General features: G+C 60.4%; 22 protein-coding genes and 1 other RNA gene. 12 read left to right on the forward strand and 11 right to left on the reverse strand.

What is annotated here, in order from left to right:
- Positions 1 to 31 precede the first annotated feature (31 nt).
- Together rpsU and Q1A32_RS09470 are read right to left on the reverse strand one after the other, a co-directional pair.
- The gene (gene rpsU, locus Q1A32_RS09465) at positions 32 to 238 is read right to left on the reverse strand and encodes a 30S ribosomal protein S21 (RefSeq protein WP_155428094.1); all 207 of its coding nucleotides are present in this window, start codon (positions 236 to 238) and stop codon (positions 32 to 34) included.
- A 98-nt stretch (positions 239 to 336) separates the two neighbouring features.
- Entirely contained in the window at positions 337 to 1,509 is a 1,173-nt protein-coding gene (locus tag Q1A32_RS09470; RefSeq protein ID WP_299652172.1) for a CAP domain-containing protein, read from the reverse strand.
- A gap of 257 nt (positions 1,510 to 1,766) precedes the next feature.
- Here Q1A32_RS09470 and Q1A32_RS09475 point away from each other — a divergent pair, with 257 nt between their 5' ends.
- The 4 genes from Q1A32_RS09475 (at position 1,767) to Q1A32_RS09490 (ending at position 5,312) form a co-directional block, all read left to right on the forward strand.
- The gene (locus Q1A32_RS09475; protein ID WP_299652174.1) at positions 1,767 to 2,462 is read left to right on the forward strand and encodes a COQ9 family protein; all 696 of its coding nucleotides are present in this window, start codon (positions 1,767 to 1,769) and stop codon (positions 2,460 to 2,462) included.
- Between the two features lie 94 nt (positions 2,463 to 2,556).
- Positions 2,557 to 3,546 carry an NAD(P)H-quinone oxidoreductase gene (locus tag Q1A32_RS09480; RefSeq protein WP_299652176.1) on the forward strand — a complete coding sequence of 330 codons (990 nt, stop codon included), beginning with the start codon at positions 2,557 to 2,559 and terminating at the stop codon, positions 3,544 to 3,546.
- Positions 3,547 to 3,906: 360 nt separating this feature from the next.
- Positions 3,907 to 4,455 carry a TetR/AcrR family transcriptional regulator gene (locus Q1A32_RS09485; protein WP_299652179.1) on the forward strand — a complete coding sequence of 183 codons (549 nt, stop codon included), beginning with the start codon at positions 3,907 to 3,909 and terminating at the stop codon, positions 4,453 to 4,455.
- Positions 4,452 to 5,312: a sterol desaturase family protein gene (locus Q1A32_RS09490; RefSeq protein ID WP_299652181.1), complete on the forward strand. Its 861-nt coding sequence runs from the start codon at positions 4,452 to 4,454 to the stop codon at positions 5,310 to 5,312. The genes Q1A32_RS09485 and Q1A32_RS09490 overlap by 4 nt, the downstream gene beginning before the upstream one ends.
- On the opposite strand, the gene Q1A32_RS09495 is transcribed toward Q1A32_RS09490, so the two are convergent.
- Positions 5,292 to 5,918, reverse strand: coding sequence for a ribonuclease T2 (locus Q1A32_RS09495; RefSeq protein ID WP_299652183.1), 627 nt, complete (start codon positions 5,916 to 5,918; stop codon positions 5,292 to 5,294). The two genes, Q1A32_RS09490 and Q1A32_RS09495, sit on opposite strands and share 21 nt — an antisense overlap.
- A 124-nt stretch (positions 5,919 to 6,042) precedes the next feature.
- Here Q1A32_RS09495 and Q1A32_RS09500 point away from each other — a divergent pair, with 124 nt between their 5' ends.
- Genes Q1A32_RS09500 through ltaE form a run of 4 tightly spaced genes read left to right on the forward strand, consistent with a single transcriptional unit; the run spans position 6,043 to position 10,071 of the window.
- Complete coding sequence (locus Q1A32_RS09500) at positions 6,043 to 6,795, forward strand: DUF1013 domain-containing protein (protein WP_299652185.1); 753 nt, start codon at positions 6,043 to 6,045, stop codon at positions 6,793 to 6,795.
- 50 nt (positions 6,796 to 6,845) lie between these two features.
- Entirely contained in the window at positions 6,846 to 7,616 is a 771-nt protein-coding gene (gene otsB, locus Q1A32_RS09505; RefSeq protein ID WP_299652187.1) for a trehalose-phosphatase, read from the forward strand.
- Positions 7,601 to 8,995: a trehalose-6-phosphate synthase gene (locus Q1A32_RS09510; protein WP_299652189.1), complete on the forward strand. Its 1,395-nt coding sequence runs from the start codon at positions 7,601 to 7,603 to the stop codon at positions 8,993 to 8,995. Before otsB ends, Q1A32_RS09510 begins: the two co-directional genes overlap by 16 nt.
- 32 nt (positions 8,996 to 9,027) lie before the next feature.
- A complete protein-coding gene (ltaE, locus tag Q1A32_RS09515) occupies positions 9,028 to 10,071 on the forward strand; it encodes a low-specificity L-threonine aldolase (protein WP_299652191.1) in 1,044 nt (347 codons plus the stop codon).
- A gap of 136 nt (positions 10,072 to 10,207) precedes the next feature.
- Here the strand turns inward: ltaE and recR are convergent, their stop codons facing one another.
- Entirely contained in the window at positions 10,208 to 10,801 is a 594-nt protein-coding gene (recR, locus tag Q1A32_RS09520) for a recombination mediator RecR (RefSeq protein WP_299613118.1), read from the reverse strand.
- 217 nt (positions 10,802 to 11,018) lie between these two features.
- On the opposite strand from recR, the gene Q1A32_RS09525 reads away from it, so the two are divergent.
- Positions 11,019 to 11,531 carry a hypothetical protein gene (locus Q1A32_RS09525; RefSeq protein WP_299652193.1) on the forward strand — a complete coding sequence of 171 codons (513 nt, stop codon included), beginning with the start codon at positions 11,019 to 11,021 and terminating at the stop codon, positions 11,529 to 11,531.
- On the opposite strand, the gene Q1A32_RS09530 is transcribed toward Q1A32_RS09525, so the two are convergent.
- The 4 genes from Q1A32_RS09530 to Q1A32_RS09545 are packed head-to-tail and all read right to left on the reverse strand — an operon-like array spanning position 11,528 to position 14,472.
- Entirely contained in the window at positions 11,528 to 11,872 is a 345-nt protein-coding gene (locus Q1A32_RS09530; RefSeq protein ID WP_299613112.1) for a YbaB/EbfC family nucleoid-associated protein, read from the reverse strand. The two genes, Q1A32_RS09525 and Q1A32_RS09530, sit on opposite strands and share 4 nt — an antisense overlap.
- 15 nt (positions 11,873 to 11,887) lie before the next feature.
- A complete protein-coding gene (locus tag Q1A32_RS09535) occupies positions 11,888 to 12,298 on the reverse strand; it encodes a hypothetical protein (protein WP_299652195.1) in 411 nt (136 codons plus the stop codon).
- Positions 12,285 to 14,075 carry a DNA polymerase III subunit gamma/tau gene (locus Q1A32_RS09540; protein WP_299652197.1) on the reverse strand — a complete coding sequence of 597 codons (1,791 nt, stop codon included), beginning with the start codon at positions 14,073 to 14,075 and terminating at the stop codon, positions 12,285 to 12,287. Before Q1A32_RS09540 ends, Q1A32_RS09535 begins: the two co-directional genes overlap by 14 nt.
- 34 nt (positions 14,076 to 14,109) lie before the next feature.
- Entirely contained in the window at positions 14,110 to 14,472 is a 363-nt protein-coding gene (locus Q1A32_RS09545) for a YidH family protein (RefSeq protein ID WP_299613106.1), read from the reverse strand.
- A gap of 50 nt (positions 14,473 to 14,522) precedes the next feature.
- Here Q1A32_RS09545 and Q1A32_RS09550 point away from each other — a divergent pair, with 50 nt between their 5' ends.
- On the forward strand, positions 14,523 to 15,359 hold the full coding sequence (locus Q1A32_RS09550; protein ID WP_299652199.1) for a neutral zinc metallopeptidase: 837 nt from the start codon (positions 14,523 to 14,525) through the stop codon (positions 15,357 to 15,359).
- On the opposite strand, the gene Q1A32_RS09555 is transcribed toward Q1A32_RS09550, so the two are convergent.
- Complete coding sequence (locus Q1A32_RS09555; protein WP_299652202.1) at positions 15,356 to 15,904, reverse strand: TetR/AcrR family transcriptional regulator; 549 nt, start codon at positions 15,902 to 15,904, stop codon at positions 15,356 to 15,358. The genes Q1A32_RS09550 and Q1A32_RS09555 overlap by 4 nt on opposite strands.
- Positions 15,905 to 15,988: 84 nt before the next feature.
- Here Q1A32_RS09555 and Q1A32_RS09560 point away from each other — a divergent pair, with 84 nt between their 5' ends.
- Positions 15,989 to 16,852, forward strand: a complete 864-nt coding sequence (locus Q1A32_RS09560; protein ID WP_299652204.1) for an alpha/beta fold hydrolase — start codon at positions 15,989 to 15,991, stop codon at positions 16,850 to 16,852.
- Positions 16,853 to 16,923: 71 nt separating this feature from the next.
- Here the strand turns inward: Q1A32_RS09560 and ffs are convergent.
- Positions 16,924 to 17,021, reverse strand: an RNA gene (gene ffs, locus Q1A32_RS09565) — signal recognition particle sRNA small type.
- A gap of 47 nt (positions 17,022 to 17,068) precedes the next feature.
- Positions 17,069 to 18,886 (reverse strand): 5'-nucleotidase C-terminal domain-containing protein, encoded by a 1,818-nt coding sequence (locus tag Q1A32_RS09570; protein WP_299652206.1) that lies wholly within the window; start codon positions 18,884 to 18,886, stop codon positions 17,069 to 17,071.
- A 151-nt stretch (positions 18,887 to 19,037) separates the two neighbouring features.
- On the opposite strand from Q1A32_RS09570, the gene nudC reads away from it, so the two are divergent.
- On the forward strand, positions 19,038 to 20,009 hold the full coding sequence (gene nudC, locus Q1A32_RS09575; RefSeq protein ID WP_299652208.1) for an NAD(+) diphosphatase: 972 nt from the start codon (positions 19,038 to 19,040) through the stop codon (positions 20,007 to 20,009).
- Positions 20,010 to 20,039 lie beyond the last annotated feature (30 nt).

Here is a 20,039-nt window from a genome sequence, read left to right on the forward strand (position 1 = left end):
GGTTCTTTGATTCGTCGCGTGTGCGCCTGACTTACATAAGCCCTTCGCGTTGCGCTTTTTTGCGAGCCAACTTACGGGCCCGGCGGATCGCTTCAGCTTTCTCGCGCGCTTTTTTCTCGGACGGTTTCTCGAAATGTTGCTTGAGCTTCATTTCACGGAACACGCCTTCGCGCTGCAGCTTCTTTTTCAGGGCACGAAGCGCCTGATCGACATTGTTGTCGCGAACACTAACCTGCATGTGGTTGTCACCACCTTTCTAGATAAGAGTTGCAAGGATTTGCAGGAAAGGTGCGCATAGCAAACCAATTCCGATTTGTCCAGAGCAGGGCGGGCACGTCAGAACAGGAAATCATTGGCCTGCAGATCATCCACATCGACGCCGCGCAATGCCAGCGTATTGCCCGCCAGATCGTCAATGATGGCGTTGTTCCCCGATTGCCGCAAATGCCCGTTCCCTGACAGATCGGCAAATGACGTGATCGAGTTCACGCCTCGCAAGTCGACCACGTCGGCGTCGCTGAATTCGGTCACGACATCGCGGCCAACCGAGAAGACAAAGACATCGCTGGCCGTGCCTCCGGTCATGGTGTCATTGCCCGCTCCGCCATTCAGGCGGTCCTGTCCGGCCCCGCCTGTCATTGCGTCACGGCCCGCGCCGCCTTCCAACCGGTCCTGCCCGAACCCGCCGAACATGGTGTCGTTGCCGGAGCGTCCCATCAGCACGTCCGCACCGTTCCCTCCGAACAGTACGTCTGCCCCGGCACCGCCAAAGACCTGGTCATTGCCTAGACCGCCACTGACACGGTCGTTGCCCTGTTCGCCGCGCACAGTATCATTGCCCTCGCCGCCATAGAGGTGGTCCCATCCGGTCCCCCCTTCGATGGAGTCATCTCCGTCCCGGCCAAGGAGGGTGTCGGCCCCCATATTCCCACGCAAGGCGTCTTCGCCAGCCCCCCCGCTCAAGCGGTCATTGCCCGCAGTGCCGGTCAGAACGTCGGTGTCGGGTTCCGGCGGGGTGGGTGTGCCAGAATCGATCTGCACCGGGGCTGAGGTGCGGGCGAAGTTCTGCGTCACATACACCGCGTCATACCCGCGCCCATCTCCGATCTCGACGCCGATGCCGATCAACTCGAAATTCGGGTTCAGGATGTTGGCCCGGTGCCCGGGACTGTTCATCAGTGAGGTGTGCAGGTCAGCGACATCGTCTGCGATCCCGGGCGCACCGCGTTCGGACTGAAAGGCAATATTCTCACCCCACGTCCAGTTGCCCGACAGGGTGAAGCCCGTGTCTTCGATCCGATCACCCGCGGTCGACCCGCCAGCGCCTGTGTGGCTGAATACTCCGGTGTCATCCATCCATGTGCTGTGGTCCTCGCTGGCATCGTTCAGACGCAGCTCGAGGGCGAGGGGGTCCAGACCGCGCGAGATGCGTTCTTCGTTGATCAGGTCAAGCATCAAGCGTTCGACTGTGCTGGCAACGGACATGGCATTTTCCTTTGTTTTCTGCATGGTGGCCCTCTGTGTCAGCGGTCATAGACGCCGCAGCAAGCCGATTGGGAGTGCCGGCTGATTTCAGCGGGCGGGCGCAGAAAAGTTGGTTTGGACGCGGCAGCAATCCGCGCCTGAGACGTCGTGGCTGGCGGGTCGGCCAACTGTCGCTGCCGTATGCCGACCGGCGCGGCAAAAGATGGCGCAGTGCGGTGGGGGAAGGGATGCGACGGCACGCACACTTGTCCGGTTGCCAGCCGCGCTCTAGGTATTCAGACATGACACAAACACCTTCAGAGTTGATCGACCGGCTGCTGGATGCGGCCTTGATGCACGTACCCTTTGACGGCTGGTCAGAGGTGACGTTCAAGGCCGCCGCCCGCGACGCCGACATCGATATGGTCATGGCCAGAGCGATGTGCCCACGCGGGGCTGTCGATCTGGCGCTGGCCTATCACGCAAGAGGCGACGCGGCGATGGTCGAGCGCCTGCACTCGGACGACCTGCCCGACCGTTTCCGCGACAAGGTCACGGCAGGCATACGGTTCCGGATCGAAGCGGTCACGGACAAGGAAGCCGTGCGCCGCGGTACAACGCTCTTTGCGCTGCCCATGCATGCCGCGGACGGGGCCAAGGCAATTTGGGGCACGGCCGACAAGATATGGACCGCGCTTGGCGACACGTCGGACGATGTGAACTGGTACACCAAGCGCGCCACTCTTTCGGGCGTCTACTCCGCCACAGTGCTTTATTGGTTGGGGGATGACAGCACGGACAATCAGGCAACATGGGCCTTTCTCGACCGACGGATCGATGATGTGATGCAGATTGAAAAGTTCAAAGCCCAGGTGCGGGACAACAAGGTCCTGTCGAAACTGTTCACAGGTCCAAATTGGATTTTGGACCAGATCAAAGCGCCATCGGCCATGTCCAATTCCGACCTGCCCGGCACGTGGTCATCGCCGCGCGACTGACACAGCAAGTGTTTAGACCCTGACCCAAGGTCAGCGAACGGGTTTCTTTCCTGACGTATCCCGGGATACGGTGCAAAAAAGGAAAGGATCAGGAATGCCTCAGGACATGCGCGCCGTCGAAATCACCAACCCCGGCGGACCGGAGGTGCTGCAGTCGGTCACCAGACCACGTCCTGCGGCAGGTCACGGACAGGTTGTGATCGAGGTCGCTTGGGCCGGGGTAAACCGCCCTGATGCGCTGCAACGCGCCGGGCTCTACAATCCTCCAGCTGGCGCAAGCGATCTGCCGGGATTGGAAGCGTCCGGCACCATTGTCGAGATTGGGACCGGCGTCAGCGACTGGTCGGTCGGCGATCAGGTCTGTGCCCTTTTGCCGGGCGGCGGTTACGCAGAATACGTTGCAACACCCGCGGCCCACTGCCTGCCCGTGCCCAATCGAATTGGCCTGAAAGAAGCGGCCTGCCTGCCCGAAAACTATTTCACTGTCTGGTCAAACGTGTTTTCACGTGGCGGCTTGAAGGGTGGCGAAAGGTTTCTCGTGCACGGTGGATCGTCGGGTATCGGCACCACGGCCATCCAACTCGCCAACCACTTCGGCGCCCGCGTCTTTGCCACGGCCGGATCCGACGACAAGTGCAAAGCCTGCCGCGATCTGGGGGCAGAGGTGGCCATCAACTACCGCGATGCAGATTTCGTCGACGTTTTGAAAGAGCAAGGTGGCGCCAATCTGATCCTGTGCATGGTCGGCGGCCCCTACATCGCCCGGAACCTGTCTGCGATGGCTGACGACGGGCGATTGGTTCAAATCGCTTTCTTGCAAGGCCCAAAGGCTGAGGTGAACTTTGCCCAACTCATGACCCGTCGCCTGACGATGACTGGCAGCACCTTGCGACCGCAAAGTGATCTGGCCAAGGCGCGTATCGCTCAGGATTTGCGTGAGGCGGTCTGGCCGCTACTGTCGGCGGGGCGGATCAAGCCTGTCATGGATTCCGAATTCCCACTCGACGAGGCGGCCGAGGCACACGCCCGTATGGAAAGCTCCGGACACATCGGCAAGATCGTTCTGGAAGTCGCAGGCGGGTAGTCTCTGATCCAAAGGCCGCCTTGCGGCGACACCACTATTTGTGGGGCTCTGCCCCTGCCCTTTGGGCCCCCCCGTGGTGTTTTTGGTCAGAAGAAACGCATTCTTAAGGTTGACGCCTGTTTTGTCGTCGCGCGGTACAGGCTGTGGAGCCGATGGCCGTGTCAGGAGAAGCGTATGCTTCCCTCTTCGCCCGCGGTGCCCACATCGGATGAGTGGCGCGGGCGGTTTCGTTTCTTCTGACTGAAAATACCACCGCCGGAGGCTCCTATACCTGTCAGATGCGGTGCCGTCGGAAACAATGGGCGCGCATTCATGTGGTTGCCTCTTGAATTTGCGCACCAGGCGAGACATATGTGTCTCATGAGAGACAAAAATGTATCAATACCTGACCTCATCCTTGAGGCGGCCTTCGAGGTGTTCAGTCAAAACCCCGGCGCGTCCTTGGCGGATGTGGCCAAGCAGGCGGGCGTGGGACGCGCCACTTTGCATCGCCACTATGCGGGACGTGACGAGCTGATGGTCGCCCTGACATTGGCGGCGGCACAGGAGCTGGACGAGGCAGTGAACGCCGCAGTGGCTGACTGCAAAACCTATACCGAAGGGCTGGAAGTGGCCCTTGGGGCGATCCTGCCACTGGCAGCGCGGCACATGTTTCTGGCGACGGAACCAGCGACGCACGACCCGCGTGTCGCGGAAGTTTACGCGTCACAAACCCGCGATCTGACCCATGACGTCGATATGGCCAAAGCCGAAGGCACGTTCGACCCGCACATCCCCAATGAATGGATCGTGCAAGCCTATGAAAACCTGATCTACGCCGGTTGGGCAATGGTCTCTGCCGGCGATGCAACGCCGAAACAGGCCTCCGCTCTGGCATGGCGTACGCTGACACGAGGAGCCCGACCATGACCCCCGATATGCTTGAAACCCTTGGCAGGCAGATAGACGACGCATTTGTTCTGATCGGTCTTGCGATCCTGCTGATCGAACTGGCCGAAATGTTGTTCAAAGGCAGCCATCGCGGTCGGACCATCGCGGAAATGCTGGTCAGTGCCAGCACGCAAATCCCCTCCATTGCCGTGCAGATCTTTGTCCTGACTGGGGCTTATGTCATCTACTATATTCTGGCCGAATTGGCGCAGCCTTGGCAGATCCCGCTTGCTTGGTGGGGCATCGTGCTGGCGGTCATCGCCGCTGACTTCACCTATTATTGGGAGCACCGTATCGCACACGAGGTGCGTCTGCTCTGGACCCAGCACGCCGTGCACCATTCCTCGCGCGACTACAACATCATCACCGGGATCCGCTTTGGCCCGCTTGAGGGTGTGTGGAGCTTGATCATGCACATCCCCCTCGTCGTTCTTGGCTTTTCGCCGGAGTTGATCTTCTTTGGCATCATCACTGTGCTGGCCTACCAGACGTGGATCCACACCGAAGTCATCGGCAAGATGGGGTGGTTCGACGCGATCATGAACAGCCCCGCCAACCACCGTGTGCACCACGGCTGCGACGACAAGTATGTCGACAAGAACTACGGCGGGATCACCGTGATCTGGGACCAACTGTTCGGTACCTATCAGGCTGAGGAAGAAACCCCGCGCTACGGCCTCAAGCGCGATTTCGACAGCCGCAATCCCATCAGGGTCTGGTTCTCTGAATTGCCGGGGCTCTGGCGCGACGTCGTCAATGCGCGCACTTGGAAAGAGGCGTGGCACTTCATGATGCGTCCGCCGGGGTGGCGGCCCTCAGCGGATGGGCGTGAATAGCGCATCTCGGGCTGTGCAGTCGCGCACGACGTCCTGACCGCATGGCACCGGATGCAGATCGCGGCTCAGGCAAATGCGCGCCTCCTGAATGTGACCATCGCGGCAGGTGATGGTCACGCCATCTTTCTCAAACCCCGGATTGGCCTGCAAAAACGCCTCTTCCACAACCGACGCAGGCAGCTTCACGGTCTTGTCCAGCTTGCGAAACACCGGCGGGCGCACGACACTCTCATAGGCCCGACGCGACAGCGCGTAATAGGCTGGCGCCGACAGGCCCGAACAGACCCCATGTTTTTTCCACTGATGCCACGCCAGCCCGGACGTGCCCATGATGTCGGCCATATCGCGGGTCATCGCACGGCTTGGTGGGCGTTCCGCCGTGTTGCAATACTCGGGCCAGCCGCGATGATATTGCGGCCAAAGCCCATGCATGATCCAGCCATGGTCATGGCGCGCATCGCACTGGTCTGATCCCCGGGCATCGCCCTCATAGGCACACCAGTTGGGCGACCAGCTCAAACTCAGCACATAGTAGTCAAAGGCGCCCGAACGGTCCTGCGCCCACGCCGCACCTGCCATCACCACCCAAATCAAAACAACGCGCATGAGGCTTTCCTTTTTCGTCACAGCCGACTATATCCCGCTCAAGTTCCCCGACAATGGAAACCGCCTTGATCCCAAGGCAGCCTCTTTCAGGCGACGGGACAGTTATGCATAGGAGCATGTGACAATGGCAAAACCGATCATGGCCAAGGCCACCGCCGTCTGGCTGGTGGACAACACGACGATCAGCTTCAAGCAGATCGCCGATTTCGTTGGCATGCACGAACTGGAGGTGCAGGGCATCGCCGATGGCGACGTGGCCGCAGGTGTCAAAGGCTTTGATCCCATTACAAACAACCAGCTTACGCAGGAAGAAATCGACGCGGCCGAAGCCAGCCCGATGCACAAGTTGAAGCTCAAATTCAACGCGGCCGCCGTGGGCGAGGAAAAGCGCCGTGGCCCGCGTTATACGCCGCTGTCCAAGCGTCAGGACCGGCCTGCCGCGATCTACTGGCTGGTGAAATTCCACCCCGAATTGACGGATGGCCAGATCTCGAAACTGGTGGGCACGACCAAGCCGACGATCCAGTCGATTCGTGAACGCACGCACTGGAACATCTCGAATATCCAGCCGGTGGACCCGGTGGCGCTGGGTCTGACCAAGCAGTCCGAACTGGATGCCGCCGTTCAAAAAGCCGCCGCCAAAAAGGCTGCTGATGGCGAGGTGATGTCCGACGACGAGCGTCGCAAGCTGGTCAGCACCGAGCAGTCCCTTGGCATGGAAGCAGAACCCAAGATTCCGACAGCCATCGAAGGGCTCGAAACCTTCTCGCTCGCCGACGATGGCGATGACGACAAGGAAGACGAAAGCACGCTTGTGGATGCGGACAGCTTCTTCAACCTGCCCAAGGGCGGCGACGACGAAGACGAACAACCCTAGGCATCACGCTTTTTCGGGAACTATTTACGGCCATGCCGCGTTGCAGCGATATGGCCGTTTTCAATTTGCTTGATGCATCGCGGCTGCCGGCCTGCACTCGGGCGGCAGTCTTTCTGGATTTTGACGGGACATTGGTGGATCTGGCCCCGACGCCGGACAGCATCGCAGTTCCCGACGCACTCGATACCCTTTTGTCAGACCTGTTGCGCTGTTTGGAAGGTGCAATTGCCCTCGTGTCCGGACGGTCCGTGTCCGACATAGTGCGCCACCTGCCGGGCTATACTGGCATCATCGTGGGCGGGCACGGCGCTGAATGGCGGGTGGGTGACGCGGTGAAGCCACGTGTGAACGTCAACTCTGACGGCCTCTCCGTTCTCACCGACAGCGCTCACGCGTTCGCCGAAAACCACCCCGGTACACTGCTTGAACGCAAACCCACCGGCGCCGTGCTGCACTACCGCGCAGCGCCCAAAATGAAGTCCCACGTCGAACAGATCGCCGATGAACTGGTCGCACAGCATCCGGAGTTCGAGGCGCATCCCGCAAAAATGGCCATTGAACTGCGTCCCAAAGGGGTCGGCAAGGACAAGGCGCTCGCCGATCTCATGGCCATGCCCCCGTTCAAAGGCCGGACCCCGTTGATGATCGGGGATGACACAACGGACGAGCCGGCACTCATCTGGGCTCAGGCCCGCGGCGGGCTAGGTATCAAGGTCGGCGAAGGGGACAGCCAAGCCCACCACCGCCTCGCTGATCCAAATGCCGTCCGCACCGTTCTGACCCATTGGGCGAAGGAGCATCCTGCATGTCTGGCAGACTGATTGTAGTCTCCAATCGCATCCCGACAGAGGCTGAGCCGTCAGGCGGCCTTGTCGTTGCTTTGCACGATTGCCTGACGGCGCGTGGCGGGGTGTGGATCGGCACCAGTGGTGATCCGCAAGCGTCACCGGAACCCAAACTCCGCCAGATCGCCGACGGTCCATATACCCGCATGGTCTTCGATATATCGCCCGAAGAACATGAGGGGTACTATTTGGGCTACGCCAATTCCGTGCTCTGGCCGTTGTTTCACCGGCGGGCGGACCTGATCGACCTGCAACCGGATTTTGCGGACCACTACATGGAGGTGAACCGCAGGCTGGCGCAGATGCTGGCGGACTTCACAACGCCGGACGACCTGATTTGGGTGCATGACTACCACTTCCTGCCACTGGCTGCATTGATGCGCGAGGCGGGCGTGACGGCGCGCATCGGTTTCTTCCTGCACATCCCCTTTCCCGTCGTGGCCGACATCATGGCGTTGCCGCAGGCTGGCGATCTTAAAACATGGGTCGCCGAATTTGACGTGTTCGGCGTGCAGACCCAAGGCGACGTGGCCCGCGTTATGGCGCATTACCGCGATGATCCTGGCGCTGTGTTCAACACCCAAGGGCGCATGGTCGCCTCCGATACGGGCATGCGCCCCCGGCACTTCCCCATCGGGATTGACGCGCAGGAGTTCGCCAAACTGGCCGCCCGTGAAGAGGTGAACGTCCAACTTGGTATGACCGCCGGGCAAAAGCTGGTGCTTGGCGTGGATCGGCTCGATTATTCCAAGGGGTTGCGCCACCGTTTTGATGGGTTCGCAACCTATCTGGACCGGCGCACACCCGACAGCCCCAAGGCGACATTGCTGCAAATCGCGCCCCCTTCACGTGAGGATGTGGATGCCTACCGCGATATCCGCACCGAATTGGAACAGACCTCGGGCATGATCAACGGCGCTCATGCCGAGCTTGACTGGACCCCGATCCGCTACATTCGTCGTTCGGTCGATCGCGATAGGTTGGCGGGACTGTACCGCCGTGCAGATGTAGCGATGGTGACGCCGCTAGCTGATGGCATGAACCTTGTGGCCAAAGAGTTCGTCGCAGCTCAGGACCCCGAAGATCCCGGCGTGCTGATTCTGTCCCATTTTGCCGGGGCCGCGGAACAGCTCAGCGATGCACTGCTCGTGAACCCTTACGATCCGCAGGACGTTGCACTGGCGTTGGAGCAAGCGCTCGTTATGCCGCTGGATGAACGGAAACGGCGCCATGCGTCCTTGCGCGACAACGTTATGAAGGAAAACATTGGGTGGTGGACGGATCGCTACCTCACTGCGCTGCAAACCGCGCCCGCGCCGCAACCCGATCTTTATGTTCCCGGCTCCGCCGCCTAGACTGCGGGTCAGTCCACAAGGGAACCGGCGCGATGAACCAGTATGCAACAGTCGCGGGCGAGAGCCCCACGCATATCATTTGCGACCTTCGCAGCGACACCGTCACGCGCCCCGATGCCGCCATGCGCAAGGCCATGGCTGACGCGGATGTGGGGGATGATGTCTTTGGCGATGACCCCACGGTGAACCGCCTCGAAGCGACACTTGCCGAACGTCTGGGCAAAGAGGCGGGCGTGTTCCTTACGTCTGGCACTCAAAGTAATTTTGTGGGCCTTCTCGCCCACTGCGCACGTGGCGAGGAGATCATCACAGGTCGCCCCTACCACATCTATAAGTACGAGGCGAAAGGCACCTCCGTCCTAGGCGGTATCGCGTTGGAACCGCTGGATGTGGCGCAAGATGGCGCGCTTGAACCACGGGACATCACGGCGGCGGTCAAAGATGACGACCCACACATGCCCATCACCCGGCTTTTGGCGTTGGAGAACACGCATAACGGCATGGCGATCCCACTCACTCGGTTAGAAGAGGCTGTGCAGGCTGGGCACGACGCGTGCCTTGCCGTGCATCTGGACGGGGCACGGTATTTCAATGCCATCGCGGCCCTCAATTGCCCCGAAGCGGCGCTTGCAGACCTTTTCGATTCCGTTTCCATATGTCTGTCCAAGGGCCTTGGTGCGCCGATCGGCTCGGTTCTTGTCGGCCCGCAGGACCTGATCGACCGGGCCCGTCGCTGGCGCAAGATGCTGGGCGGTGGCACCCGGCAGGCGGGCATCCTAGCCGCCGCGGGTCTGTATGCGCTTGATCATAACATCGACCGTCTGTCCGACGACCATGCCCGCGCCACACAACTGGCAGACGCCCTGCGCAGCTACGGTGACGTACAACATGCCACGAACATGATCTTTTTCACCCCCGAGGGTGGTGTGCAGCCCGACCTGCCACAGCACATGGCGGCGCACGGTGTGCAACTGACCGGAGCCACTGGCACCACACGGCTGGTTCTGCACAAGGACGTCACGGATGACGGTCTACGGGCCGCAATCACCGGATTCCGCAGCTACTTTGGTGGTTAGGACGACAAAACGACGCTCGACGAGTAACGGTACTGACCAACGTCAACGGCAGCCTAGAATTTCTTAACTATGACCCAATCTGGCAAATGTAGTTGCCCTCGGACCGCGATCGGGCCACCGCATGCAGCATTGCCATCTATAAGGCCTTGCGCGCCCGCAGTGCCGCCGTGATCGTGCCATCGTCCAGATAGTCCAGCTCACCGCCGATCGGTACACCTTGGGCCAGCGACGTCAGCTTAACCTGTCCGTCCAGTTGATCCGCGATGTAGTGCGCCGTTGTTTGCCCGTCGATCGTAGCGTTCAAAGCCAGAATAACTTCCGTGATATTCTCGGTCTGCACCCGGTCAATCAGCCGCGGAATCCGTAGCTCGTCCGGTCCAATTGCATCCAAAGCCGACAACGTGCCACCCAGTACGTGATAGCGTCCCTTGAACACACCCGACCGCTCCATCGCCCACAGATCAGCGACGTCTTCGACCACGCAAAGTTCTGAGTTTGCGCGCTTTTCGGATGTGCAGATATCACAAACGTCACTGGTGCCGACATTCCCGCAGTTCAGGCATTCCCGTGCGGTGGCGGCGACAGTCTGCATCAAATCGGCAAGCGGTGTCAGCAACAGCGCGCGCTTGCGGATCAGGTGGAGCACAGCCCGTCGCGCAGACCGTGGCCCAAGCCCCGGCAGTTTCGCCATCATCTCGATCAGGTTGTCTATGTCACGTGTGCTGCTCATGTGCCCCAGACCCTATTGCGGTTTGGACAGAACAAAAAGGAAGTATTGCCATAGCGGCAGTTCACCAGTTCTCAACCCATTGGCCGTAGCGTGCTGAACGAACAAAATGGACAGGTCTTGTATGCGACGCTTTCGGCCAACGCTTTGGGTATCAATGCTATTTCTGATATGTCCGGCCATGGTTTGGGCCTGCGCGTTTCCTGCACCGTTGCGCAGTGTGAACACAACGTTGCTTGCCGTTTTGGACAACGGTGGCACCGTCTCCATCCACCAACGTGAGGCACTCCGCCGGGCCATGTCACAGGTCACTCCCGACGCCCTGAAACGGACCCTCAGACAAGATATCGCGCGCCGTGACGCCCGCGCGGCGGGTGCCGTGATCGACACCGCAGTGGCGCTTGCCGGCGGGCGGGGTATGGCCGTCCCCCTTGAGTTGCGGGAAGACGTGGCGCGCCTCGAACAGGCCGTGCGCGGTGCGTGCACCGGGACGGCTGTTTCTGCCGGTGGCACGGAAGATGCAAAAAGTGCCGAACACGGCTCTGACCGGTCAGAAGGATCAGGTGGACGTGCGCTGACGTTTCGTGAAGGCGTCGCTCGGCTCAGCATCACCTTCACCATCTATTTGGCTTTTCTTGCGTTCCTGCTTGGTGCCCGCCGTTCGATCAAGGATCGGATAAGGGCAGCTCGAGCCGCCGAACCAGCGCAGCCGGATGACGCGGAGCTGATCTAGAACGGTAGTTTCATACCCGGTGGCAGGCCCAGACCCTCGGTCAGTTTGCCCATCTCTTCCTGCGCACGTTCCTGCGCTTTCATCTGTGCATCCTTGATCGCAGCGAGGATCAGATCCTCGACCACTTCCTTGTCATCACCGTTGAAAATCGATGGATCAATATCCAGCGCTGTCAGCTCTCCCTTGGCCGTGGCCGTCGCCTTGACAAGGCCCGCACCACTTTCGCCGGTGACCATGACGTTGTGCAGCTCGTCCTGCATTTCCGCCATTTTGGTCTGCATTTCCTGAGCTTTTTTCATCATCCCGGCCATATCGCCGAGCCCGCCAAGTCCTTTGAGCATAGTCATCTCCGAATGTCAGTCGCCGCTTTGACGCGGCATGGTAAGAAGAACGGTCACAACACATATCGCAGCCGCGACCCCGATGAACAAGGTGGGTGGTCCAACGCAGCCCTCCGCCGCCGCTGGGCCGCGCAGGCCGGTCGGGTCGAACATCGTGATCAATGTGATGAAACCGGTCCACAAAAGCACCGTCACAAGTCCGCCCCATTGGCTGCGCACCACCAATGCCACAGCCGTTGCAGCAAGTAAGAACAAGCCTCCGGGAGACAGCAAAAGCGCCAGTGCTTCGTCCAGAGCCGAAACAGGCGTTCCGTCCCAATCGGGGCGCTGGGTTGCACAGGCCTGCGCCAATGCTTGCCCTGGCGCAGCCGCTGCAAACAGCGCCAGTGGGGCAAGCCGGACGGGCCAGAATTCAATCTTCTTCAAAGGGGTCCCATTCGTCATCGACCTCGGGCAACGCCTCGATATGCGCTTCTTGGGCGATTTCCTCGGGTGTGCGGATCATGGTGATCTTGGCCTTTGGAAATTGGGCTAGGACGGCTTGCACAAGCGGGTGTTCCTCCGCTTTGGATCTCAACGCAAGGTCGGCCGCATCGCGCACTTCGGCGATGGTTTGACCACCCCCGTCATTAACGACGGACACGCCCCACCGATTGCCCGTCCAGACTTGCAGACGCGCGCCCAAACGCTGGGCCAGATCGCGCGGTGCTTTTTCAGTCGGTTCAAATTCGATCCGACCGGGTTGATAGGCAGCCAGACGCAGGGTTGTCTCAACCTCGACCAGCAGCTTCACATCGCGATTGCTGCGGATCAGTTCGATCACGTGGTCAAACGTTGGATAGCGGGCGAGCGCTGCGTCGATATCCTGCGCCAGTGCCGTCGTTTGCCCCGCTGCATTTGGGCTGGCGGCCATGCGGGTTTGCGCCTGCAGCACCGCTTGGGCACCGGTGCTTCCACCCGTCGGTGCGCTCGGGGCAGGGGATGGCGGCGACGTCGCGTTCTGCAATTTCTTCACAAGGTCTTCGGGGCTGGGCAGGTCAGCGACGTGGGTCAGGCGAATAACCGCCATTTCGGCCGCCATCATCGCGTTCGGAGCGCCTGCCACTTCGTCCAGCGCCTTGAGCAGCATCTGCCAAAGCCGGGTCAGCACGCGCATTGGCAGCGTCTCTGCCATCTGCAGACCCCGGCTGCGTTCGTCCGGCGAAATGGTGGGATCATCCGCCGCTTCGGGTGTTATCTTTACAACCGACGTCCAATGCGTGATTTCGGCCAGATCGCGCAGCACGGCCATCGGGTCGGCCCCATCCGCATATTGCGCACCCAGTTCGGTCAACGCCCCGGCGGCATCCCCCTTGAGGATCATGTCGAAGAGGTCAAGTACCCGGCCCCGATCCGCCAGCCCGAGCATGGCCCGCACCTGATCAGCAGTCGTTTCGCCTGCACCATGCGAAATCGCCTGATCCAGAAGTGATGTCGCATCCCGTGCGGATCCTTCCGCAGCCCGTGTGATCAGGGCCAGTGCGTCATCCGCAATTTCGGCGCCTTCGGAGGACGCGATCTTGCGCAGCAGGGCAATCATCACCTCCGGCTCGATCCGGCGCAGGTCAAAGCGCTGGCACCGCGACAGAACCGTGACGGGCACCTTGCGAATTTCTGTCGTGGCAAAGATGAATTTCACATGCGCCGGCGGCTCTTCCAGCGTCTTCAGCAGCGCGTTGAACGCGCTGTTGGACAGCATGTGCACTTCGTCGATGATGTAGATCTTGTAGCGGGCAGAGGCCGCACGGTAGTGAACGCTGTCGATGATCTCGCGGATGTCGTTGACGGAGGTGTTTGATGCGGCGTCCATTTCCAGAACGTCCACATGACGCCCTTCCATGATTGCCACGCAATGTTCGCATTGTCCGCAAGGTTCCGTCGTCGGACCACCCTCACCTTCGGGGCCAATGCAGTTCATTCCTTTGGCAATTATGCGGGCCGTGGTTGTCTTGCCCGTTCCGCGAATGCCAGTCATCACAAAGGCTTGGGCGATCCGGTCGGCTTCGAACGCATTTTTCAGCGTGCGCACCATCGCGTCCTGACCCACAAGGTCGACAAAGGTTTCAGGCCGGTATTTCCGGGCCAATACCTGATATTTCTGGGTCTCGTCTGACATGGGTATTTCCGGGGGCCTTCGCGCGGATTCGGAGTGACCTGTGGACACTACGGGGCAGGGCGGGCGGCGTCCACCACTGCCGTCAGATCAGCCACAGGATCACGGCAGTTGCAATCGTGCCGGACGTCATCGCGATGGCGATCATGGTGAAGTTGGTGCTGCTTTGGGTCTTGGCATCGCGTTCGCTGAGGCGGGAATGGGATGCACATGCCTGCTGCCGGGCAGCCCAGAACATGAACAACGCTGCCGCCAGAAAAATCGTGGCAACAGACTTGGCCAACCAGGTTGGATCAGTTGCACCGAACACAGCCTTCAATCCGATCGCCACGCCCACGGACGCCATACCTGTCCGCATCCATCCTGCAAATGTCCGTTCATTGGCGAGGCTTGTACGGTCTTCGGCCCAGTCCGTGCGGTTTTCGGCGAGTTCATTTTTGTCAGACATGAACCTATTGTGGGGTGAATGCGTTCACTTGCAAGTGAGGGAGGGACATCATGCGCCTGCGTGGGATCACGAGAAGCCGAAACATCGAAGATCGTCGGGGCCGAGGGCGTGGTCGTGCCGCCGGAGGGCTGGGCATCGGCGGTATCCTTTTATTGCTTGTGATCGGCTGGGTGACGGGCATTGATGTGATGCCCCTGATCTCGGGCGGTCAGGCCCCGGCAACAGTCAGCCGACCCGTAACCGAGGCGGACCAGCGCGAAGGCGAGTTTGCTGCCCGTGTCCTTGCAACCACCGAACAGGTCTGGTCGCGCGAGTTTCCTGAACAGGTTGGCCGTCCTTATGACCCTCCTGTGATGGTCCTGTTTTCCGGCGTCACGCAAAGCCCCTGTGGCGGCGCATCTGGTGCAACCGGACCGTTCTACTGCCCTGCTGATGAGAAGGCGTATCTCGACACTTCTTTCTTCACGACAATGCGGGATCGACTGGGGGCGGGTGGGGATTTTGCTGCTGCCTACGTCATCGCGCATGAAGTTGCGCATCATATTCAGAACGAACTCGGCATACTTGATCAGCTTCAGCAGGCTCGTCGAAACGCCAGCCAAGCCGAGTCCAACGCGCTAACGGTTCGGTCCGAACTGATGGCGGATTGTCTGTCCGGCATCTGGGCGCGCAACGTGGGTGATCTGATGGAGCGCGGTGATCTACAGGAGGCTTTGAACGCAGCCCGCATGATTGGCGATGATCACCTGCAACGTCAGGCGGGGCGCACACCGCAGCCGCACACGTTCACGCATGGGACATCGGAACAACGCGCACGCTGGTTCCAGCGTGGGTACGATTCGGGCATGATGTCGGAATGCGATACGTTTGCTGTTCAGCAACTCTAAAGGCGATCTGTCATTTGCCTGATCACATCTGAACTGCGCCGCGCGCGGGCCAGTGCCCAGCCCCCCTGGATCAGCATGAACAGGTGTTCGGACTTGGCCTGCGCGTCGTTGTCGGACATGCCCAGACGTACCGCGTGATCGTGAACTTCCTTGATCCACCCTTCGTAGATATGGCTGGCGTGTGATCTGAAGTCTTCGTTGTCGGGGCCTTCGAACAGCGTGGCTGCGATGGGGCAGGTATCCCAACCCGTGATGTTGAACAGTTTTGCCAATTTGAAACAAAGCGTTGTGGCCCCATCCTTGAAGGTGTCGGACCCATCGAAACTGGCTGCGATGAGGCGTAGCATCTCGTCTGATGCCCATGTTGCAGCGGCCATCGCCAAGTCCGACTTGCCGTTCGGGAAATGGTGATACAGCGATCCTTTGGGCGCTTTGGCTTCGGCCAAAAGATCCGCGAGACCCACACCGTGATACCCGCGCGTGCGGAACAGTGTTGCCGCCGACAGGATCAGTCGGTCTTTGGTCGGAAGAGGGCGGTCGCTCATTCTTTGATCTTGACAGGATTAGACCGATTGGTCCAGCGTGTGAATTAGACCGAGTGGTCTAGTCTTGATGCAAGGAGGCATCCGATGCTTGATGCAAGCGTGGTGCAAGGCGAGGTGACGGAACGGTCGCTGGCGTTCAAAACCGAAGATGGTGCTGAACTGGTGGGTCGTCTCTATCGCCCCGAAAGGCGTCCCTTTGCTGCCGTTGTGCTGAACAGTGCCACAGGCGTGCCGCAGACCTTCTACACTCACTTCGCACGGTGGCTCGCGGCTGAGCGCCGGATGGCGGTGTTGACCTACGACTATCGCGGTCTGGGTCGCTCGCATGCGGGGCCCATGCGAAAGGTGCAAGCTGACATGACGGATTGGGGCATCCGCGACCAAGTCGCCGCCCGCCGTGCCATTCGGCGCGAGGTGCCGGGGGCACCGCTTTGGATCGTGGGACATTCCCTCGGGGCCATGCTGCTGCCCAATCAGCCGGAACTTGAGGACGTGGTGCGCGTGATCGGTGTCGCGTCGGGTATGGTTCATCACAACGATCATCCCTGGCCCTACCGTGCTGTCGCGCTGAACTTCTGGTTCACCCTTGGTCCGTTGGCGACGTTGCTGTGCGGATACCTACCCGGAAAGCGTCTGCGGTTCGGAGAGGACCTGCCCGCAGGCGTCTTCTGGCAATGGCGCAAATGGTGCACGTCGCGTGCGTTTTACGACAACGACTTGGGCCCGCGTTTGCCCGCGCCGAACTGGGACAGCGATGCGGTTGTGCGCCTTCATGCGTTTGCGGATGATGATCTGATTCCACCTGCGCAGGTGGAAAAACTGGCCAAGGTCTATGGTGCCGACCCGGTGCTGATCGATCCCAAGGACTACGACCTGATCAAAGTCGGGCATCTTGGCGCGTTTTCACGCAAGAACAGAGCAATCTGGCCGATATTGCTGGAGGAGTAAGGGTTTGGCCGTCTCGCGCATCTATGATGCGCTGCCGGGCTGACGCGTATCGTGCTGCGCCCGCTACGCTGAGGTGAGAGATTGACAACGACCCAAGCGGGGCTCGTTACGGCTGCTTCCTTCCGGATCTGACCGGGTTGGCGAGGCGCTCGCCCGCGCCAACCTCTCAGTGAGAGATATAAAGCGGCGCATGGGGCGACGCAAGGGGGCGTTCCGCTAGATTGAAACTTCGATGTGCAGAAAACCATCCTTGCCGACACCCAAGACGCGCGGCTCAAAAGCGGCAATGTCGGCCAAATACTGCTCTGCTGCGGGTGACGTACGAACCACCCGCCGGGTGTCGCCCCATGTCGCGAAACGCCATGGCGGCGCGTTTCTCATTGGTTGGACGGACGTGGCCTGCATCACCACGTTGCGCAGTGCTTCGCGGACTTCGACATCGGTTCGGACCGTTCGGCTTTCCGGCCCCAAACCAGGAAAATTGCCGCCACCCGCACCCCGGTAACTTGTCATTGCCATAACGAAGCGTTCCTGTGGTTGCACGTCACGTCCTGCGTGGGTCAGACGGCGCACACGGGTGGCACCTTGGGCCACCCTATGTCCATTCGCGTCGAAAGCCGTGGGCGCGAAAGGGTCAATCTCTGCCTCAATCCCGTGTACCGCATCGAAGTTGAAGGCGGGCGCGTGGGCATTGACCAAATCGGCCCCATCGGCGCCCAGTGGCGCAAAAAATGCCAGGCTGCGGTCAATCCATTCCCAAACCTGCGCCCCGGTCAAAACGGTGCCCCACACGGTGTTGGGATATGGGCTGAGCATGGCAAGGTGACGTTCGCGCACCGGACCCGGAGGGATGTCGACAAAGTTAAATGGCCCCGCCCGACCACCCAGCGCCGCAGGCGCGACACTCGCCAACAGCGGCAGGCTCTCCAGCTCCGTTCCTGCCACAGCTTCGGCCACGGTATGGGACAGAGTGCGCGCCATCAGGTCTTCGGCGCGCGAGGGGCGCAACATGGAAAACCATGTGTGTAGATGCTCGGTCGTTGTGGCGATTGGCGTGTTCAGGTGGGTTTGCGCGGCTTCGACCACGGGGCGCGTGATGTGAACGATCGACGCGTCTGGCGCATCATTCGCACCTATGCCGCGCCGTCGCACATGGTGTGTCGCGACAGCCCAACCCTTCGGACCGTGGTCAAGTGTCAGGTCGATGACGCCCAGTTCATGTCCCGCGTGTCCCGGCATAACCATCGGGACCGTATGCAGTGTACCGGTTGCATTATCGACCCCGTCAAACCCAGCATGATCGGGTCCGGGAAACCGCAGATGGGTGTGGCCAAGGACCATCGCATCTATGCCCTGCACCTCCGCCGCAATGGCCGCGCCAAAGTTTTCTCCGGTCGGGTCCAGACCGTCCGTCATGCCGCTATGACACAGCACGATCACAAGATCCGCGCCCGCATGCTGGAGGGTAGCAACCGACTGGCGTACTGCATGTACGCCCCCCTCGAACCGCACGGACCCATCCAGGCAACGCCTGTTCCAGACCGCGGTTTGTGGCGGCAATACGGACGTCAGACCGATGCGCAAGGATCGGTCCGTCCCGTCTGAACAGGGAATAGAGGGCTCTATCAGAGAAACGGGTGCGATACCTTTGATCGCACCCCCGACCGCGTTGGCACATAAGACCGCACAATTGGCCTGCGCCATGACGTGCTCAAGAAAGGGAAGGCCAAAATCGAAATCATGATTGCCCAAGCCGACGGCGTCATAGTCCAGCGCATTCAGAATTGCGGGCCACGGATGGTCGTCCGGCATCTGCGTGCAGAAGTCACCCAAAGGAGTGCCTTGCAACGCGTCGCCATTGTCCACGAGCACAAAGCCACCACGTGCGCGGCTCCGCTCGTCCCGGATCAGCGTGGCGAGGCGATCAATGCCGTTATGCGCCAACGGCGTGTCTCGCAGTGCATCCCAACCGGTCAGATGCATGTGCACGTCGGTGGTTGCGGCGATGCGCAAATGGGCCGTGAACGAAGTCATAGTCCCATTTGCACCCTAAGGTTGAGTGAGACGCAAGAAAAATCAGTAATTCACATGGGTTTGTCCGCACGGGCACCATACGCTGTCCCATTGCGTCACCGAACGGCCCGTGCCAATCACGTGGACGAACAAAAGGAACGAGTGAGCAGGCATGAGACATGCGGAAACCGTGACATTCGGGGGATCGGCGCTCGACCGTGCAGCAGAAATGCGCGGCGACGCCCAAGCGATTGAAGCGGCCATGGAAGAAGCGACTGCGCGTGCCATCCTGATCTGGCGCGGCAAACCGCTGATCGCGCGAACGCGTCCTGCCGAATTGATGCGTGTGGCATTGACACACCCGGTTTGCAGGGACGCAGATCTGGACACAGCTGTGTTCTTGGGACGCGAAGACGGCGCCGCGCGCTTTGCTCTCGATCTGTCGAAATGGGAGCCAGCAGACCTTGATCCCAGCCAGCTGGGTGGTTTTCTGGACCCGACGGAGCAGCACCATCCGGCCTTTGCGGAAGACGAGGTATTTGCCGAGTTGCGCAGGGTTATGACCTGGCTCACACCCCGCGACGCAGAGCTTGCGGCCACGGCAAAAGCCATCTTCGGCTGGCACGACTCGCACCGGTTCTGCGCAAAGTGCGGCACGGCATCCGACATGACACAAGCGGGCTGGCAACGGATCTGCCCATCCTGTGGTGCGCATCACTTTCCACGCACCGATCCCGTTGTCATCATGCTGATCACACACGGCAATTCGGTCCTGATGGGCCGTTCGCCCGGTTGGCCGGACGGGATGTATTCCCTGATCGCTGGGTTCGTGGAGCCTGGCGAAACGCTTGAAGCGGCAGTGCGACGCGAAGTGTTCGAAGAGGCGGGCATCCGGGTTGGGGCGGTCGAATATCTGTCCAGTCAGCCCTGGCCCTTTCCTGCGTCACTGATGTTCGGATGCAAAGGCACAGCCACGAGCCGTGACATCACCATCGACCCGGCGGAAATCGAGGACGCCATTTGGGTTAGCCGCGAAGAAATGCTGGCGATCTTTGCAGGAGAGCACGCAAACATCCTGCCAGCACGCAAAGGCGCCATTGCACACTTTTTACTTGAAAACTGGCTTGCAGATACACTGGATTGAGGGGAGACTGGGGCCTGAAAAAAACTGCAG

This window comes from uncultured Tateyamaria sp. (assembly GCF_947503415.1).
GTDB lineage: Bacteria > Pseudomonadota > Alphaproteobacteria > Rhodobacterales > Rhodobacteraceae > Tateyamaria.

Coding starts and splice junctions, on each gene's coding strand:
- rpsU (WP_155428094.1), bottom strand. CDS start 238: ATGCAGGTTAGTGTTCGCGACAACAATGTCGATCAGGCGCTTCGTGCC.
- Q1A32_RS09470 (WP_299652172.1), bottom strand. CDS start 1,509: ATGCAGAAAACAAAGGAAAATGCCATGTCCGTTGCCAGCACAGTCGAA.
- Q1A32_RS09475 (WP_299652174.1), top strand. CDS start 1,767: ATGACACAAACACCTTCAGAGTTGATCGACCGGCTGCTGGATGCGGCC.
- Q1A32_RS09480 (WP_299652176.1), top strand. CDS start 2,557: ATGCCTCAGGACATGCGCGCCGTCGAAATCACCAACCCCGGCGGACCG.
- Q1A32_RS09485 (WP_299652179.1), top strand. CDS start 3,907: ATGAGAGACAAAAATGTATCAATACCTGACCTCATCCTTGAGGCGGCC.
- Q1A32_RS09490 (WP_299652181.1), top strand. CDS start 4,452: ATGACCCCCGATATGCTTGAAACCCTTGGCAGGCAGATAGACGACGCA.
- Q1A32_RS09495 (WP_299652183.1), bottom strand. CDS start 5,918: ATGCGCGTTGTTTTGATTTGGGTGGTGATGGCAGGTGCGGCGTGGGCG.
- Q1A32_RS09500 (WP_299652185.1), top strand. CDS start 6,043: ATGGCAAAACCGATCATGGCCAAGGCCACCGCCGTCTGGCTGGTGGAC.
- otsB (WP_299652187.1), top strand. CDS start 6,846: ATGGCCGTTTTCAATTTGCTTGATGCATCGCGGCTGCCGGCCTGCACT.
- Q1A32_RS09510 (WP_299652189.1), top strand. CDS start 7,601: ATGTCTGGCAGACTGATTGTAGTCTCCAATCGCATCCCGACAGAGGCT.
- ltaE (WP_299652191.1), top strand. CDS start 9,028: ATGAACCAGTATGCAACAGTCGCGGGCGAGAGCCCCACGCATATCATT.
- recR (WP_299613118.1), bottom strand. CDS start 10,801: ATGAGCAGCACACGTGACATAGACAACCTGATCGAGATGATGGCGAAA.
- Q1A32_RS09530 (WP_299613112.1), bottom strand. CDS start 11,872: ATGCTCAAAGGACTTGGCGGGCTCGGCGATATGGCCGGGATGATGAAA.
- Q1A32_RS09545 (WP_299613106.1), bottom strand. CDS start 14,472: ATGTCTGACAAAAATGAACTCGCCGAAAACCGCACGGACTGGGCCGAA.
- Q1A32_RS09550 (WP_299652199.1), top strand. CDS start 14,523: ATGCGCCTGCGTGGGATCACGAGAAGCCGAAACATCGAAGATCGTCGG.
- Q1A32_RS09555 (WP_299652202.1), bottom strand. CDS start 15,904: ATGAGCGACCGCCCTCTTCCGACCAAAGACCGACTGATCCTGTCGGCG.
- Q1A32_RS09560 (WP_299652204.1), top strand. CDS start 15,989: ATGCTTGATGCAAGCGTGGTGCAAGGCGAGGTGACGGAACGGTCGCTG.
- Q1A32_RS09570 (WP_299652206.1), bottom strand. CDS start 18,886: ATGACTTCGTTCACGGCCCATTTGCGCATCGCCGCAACCACCGACGTG.
- nudC (WP_299652208.1), top strand. CDS start 19,038: ATGAGACATGCGGAAACCGTGACATTCGGGGGATCGGCGCTCGACCGT.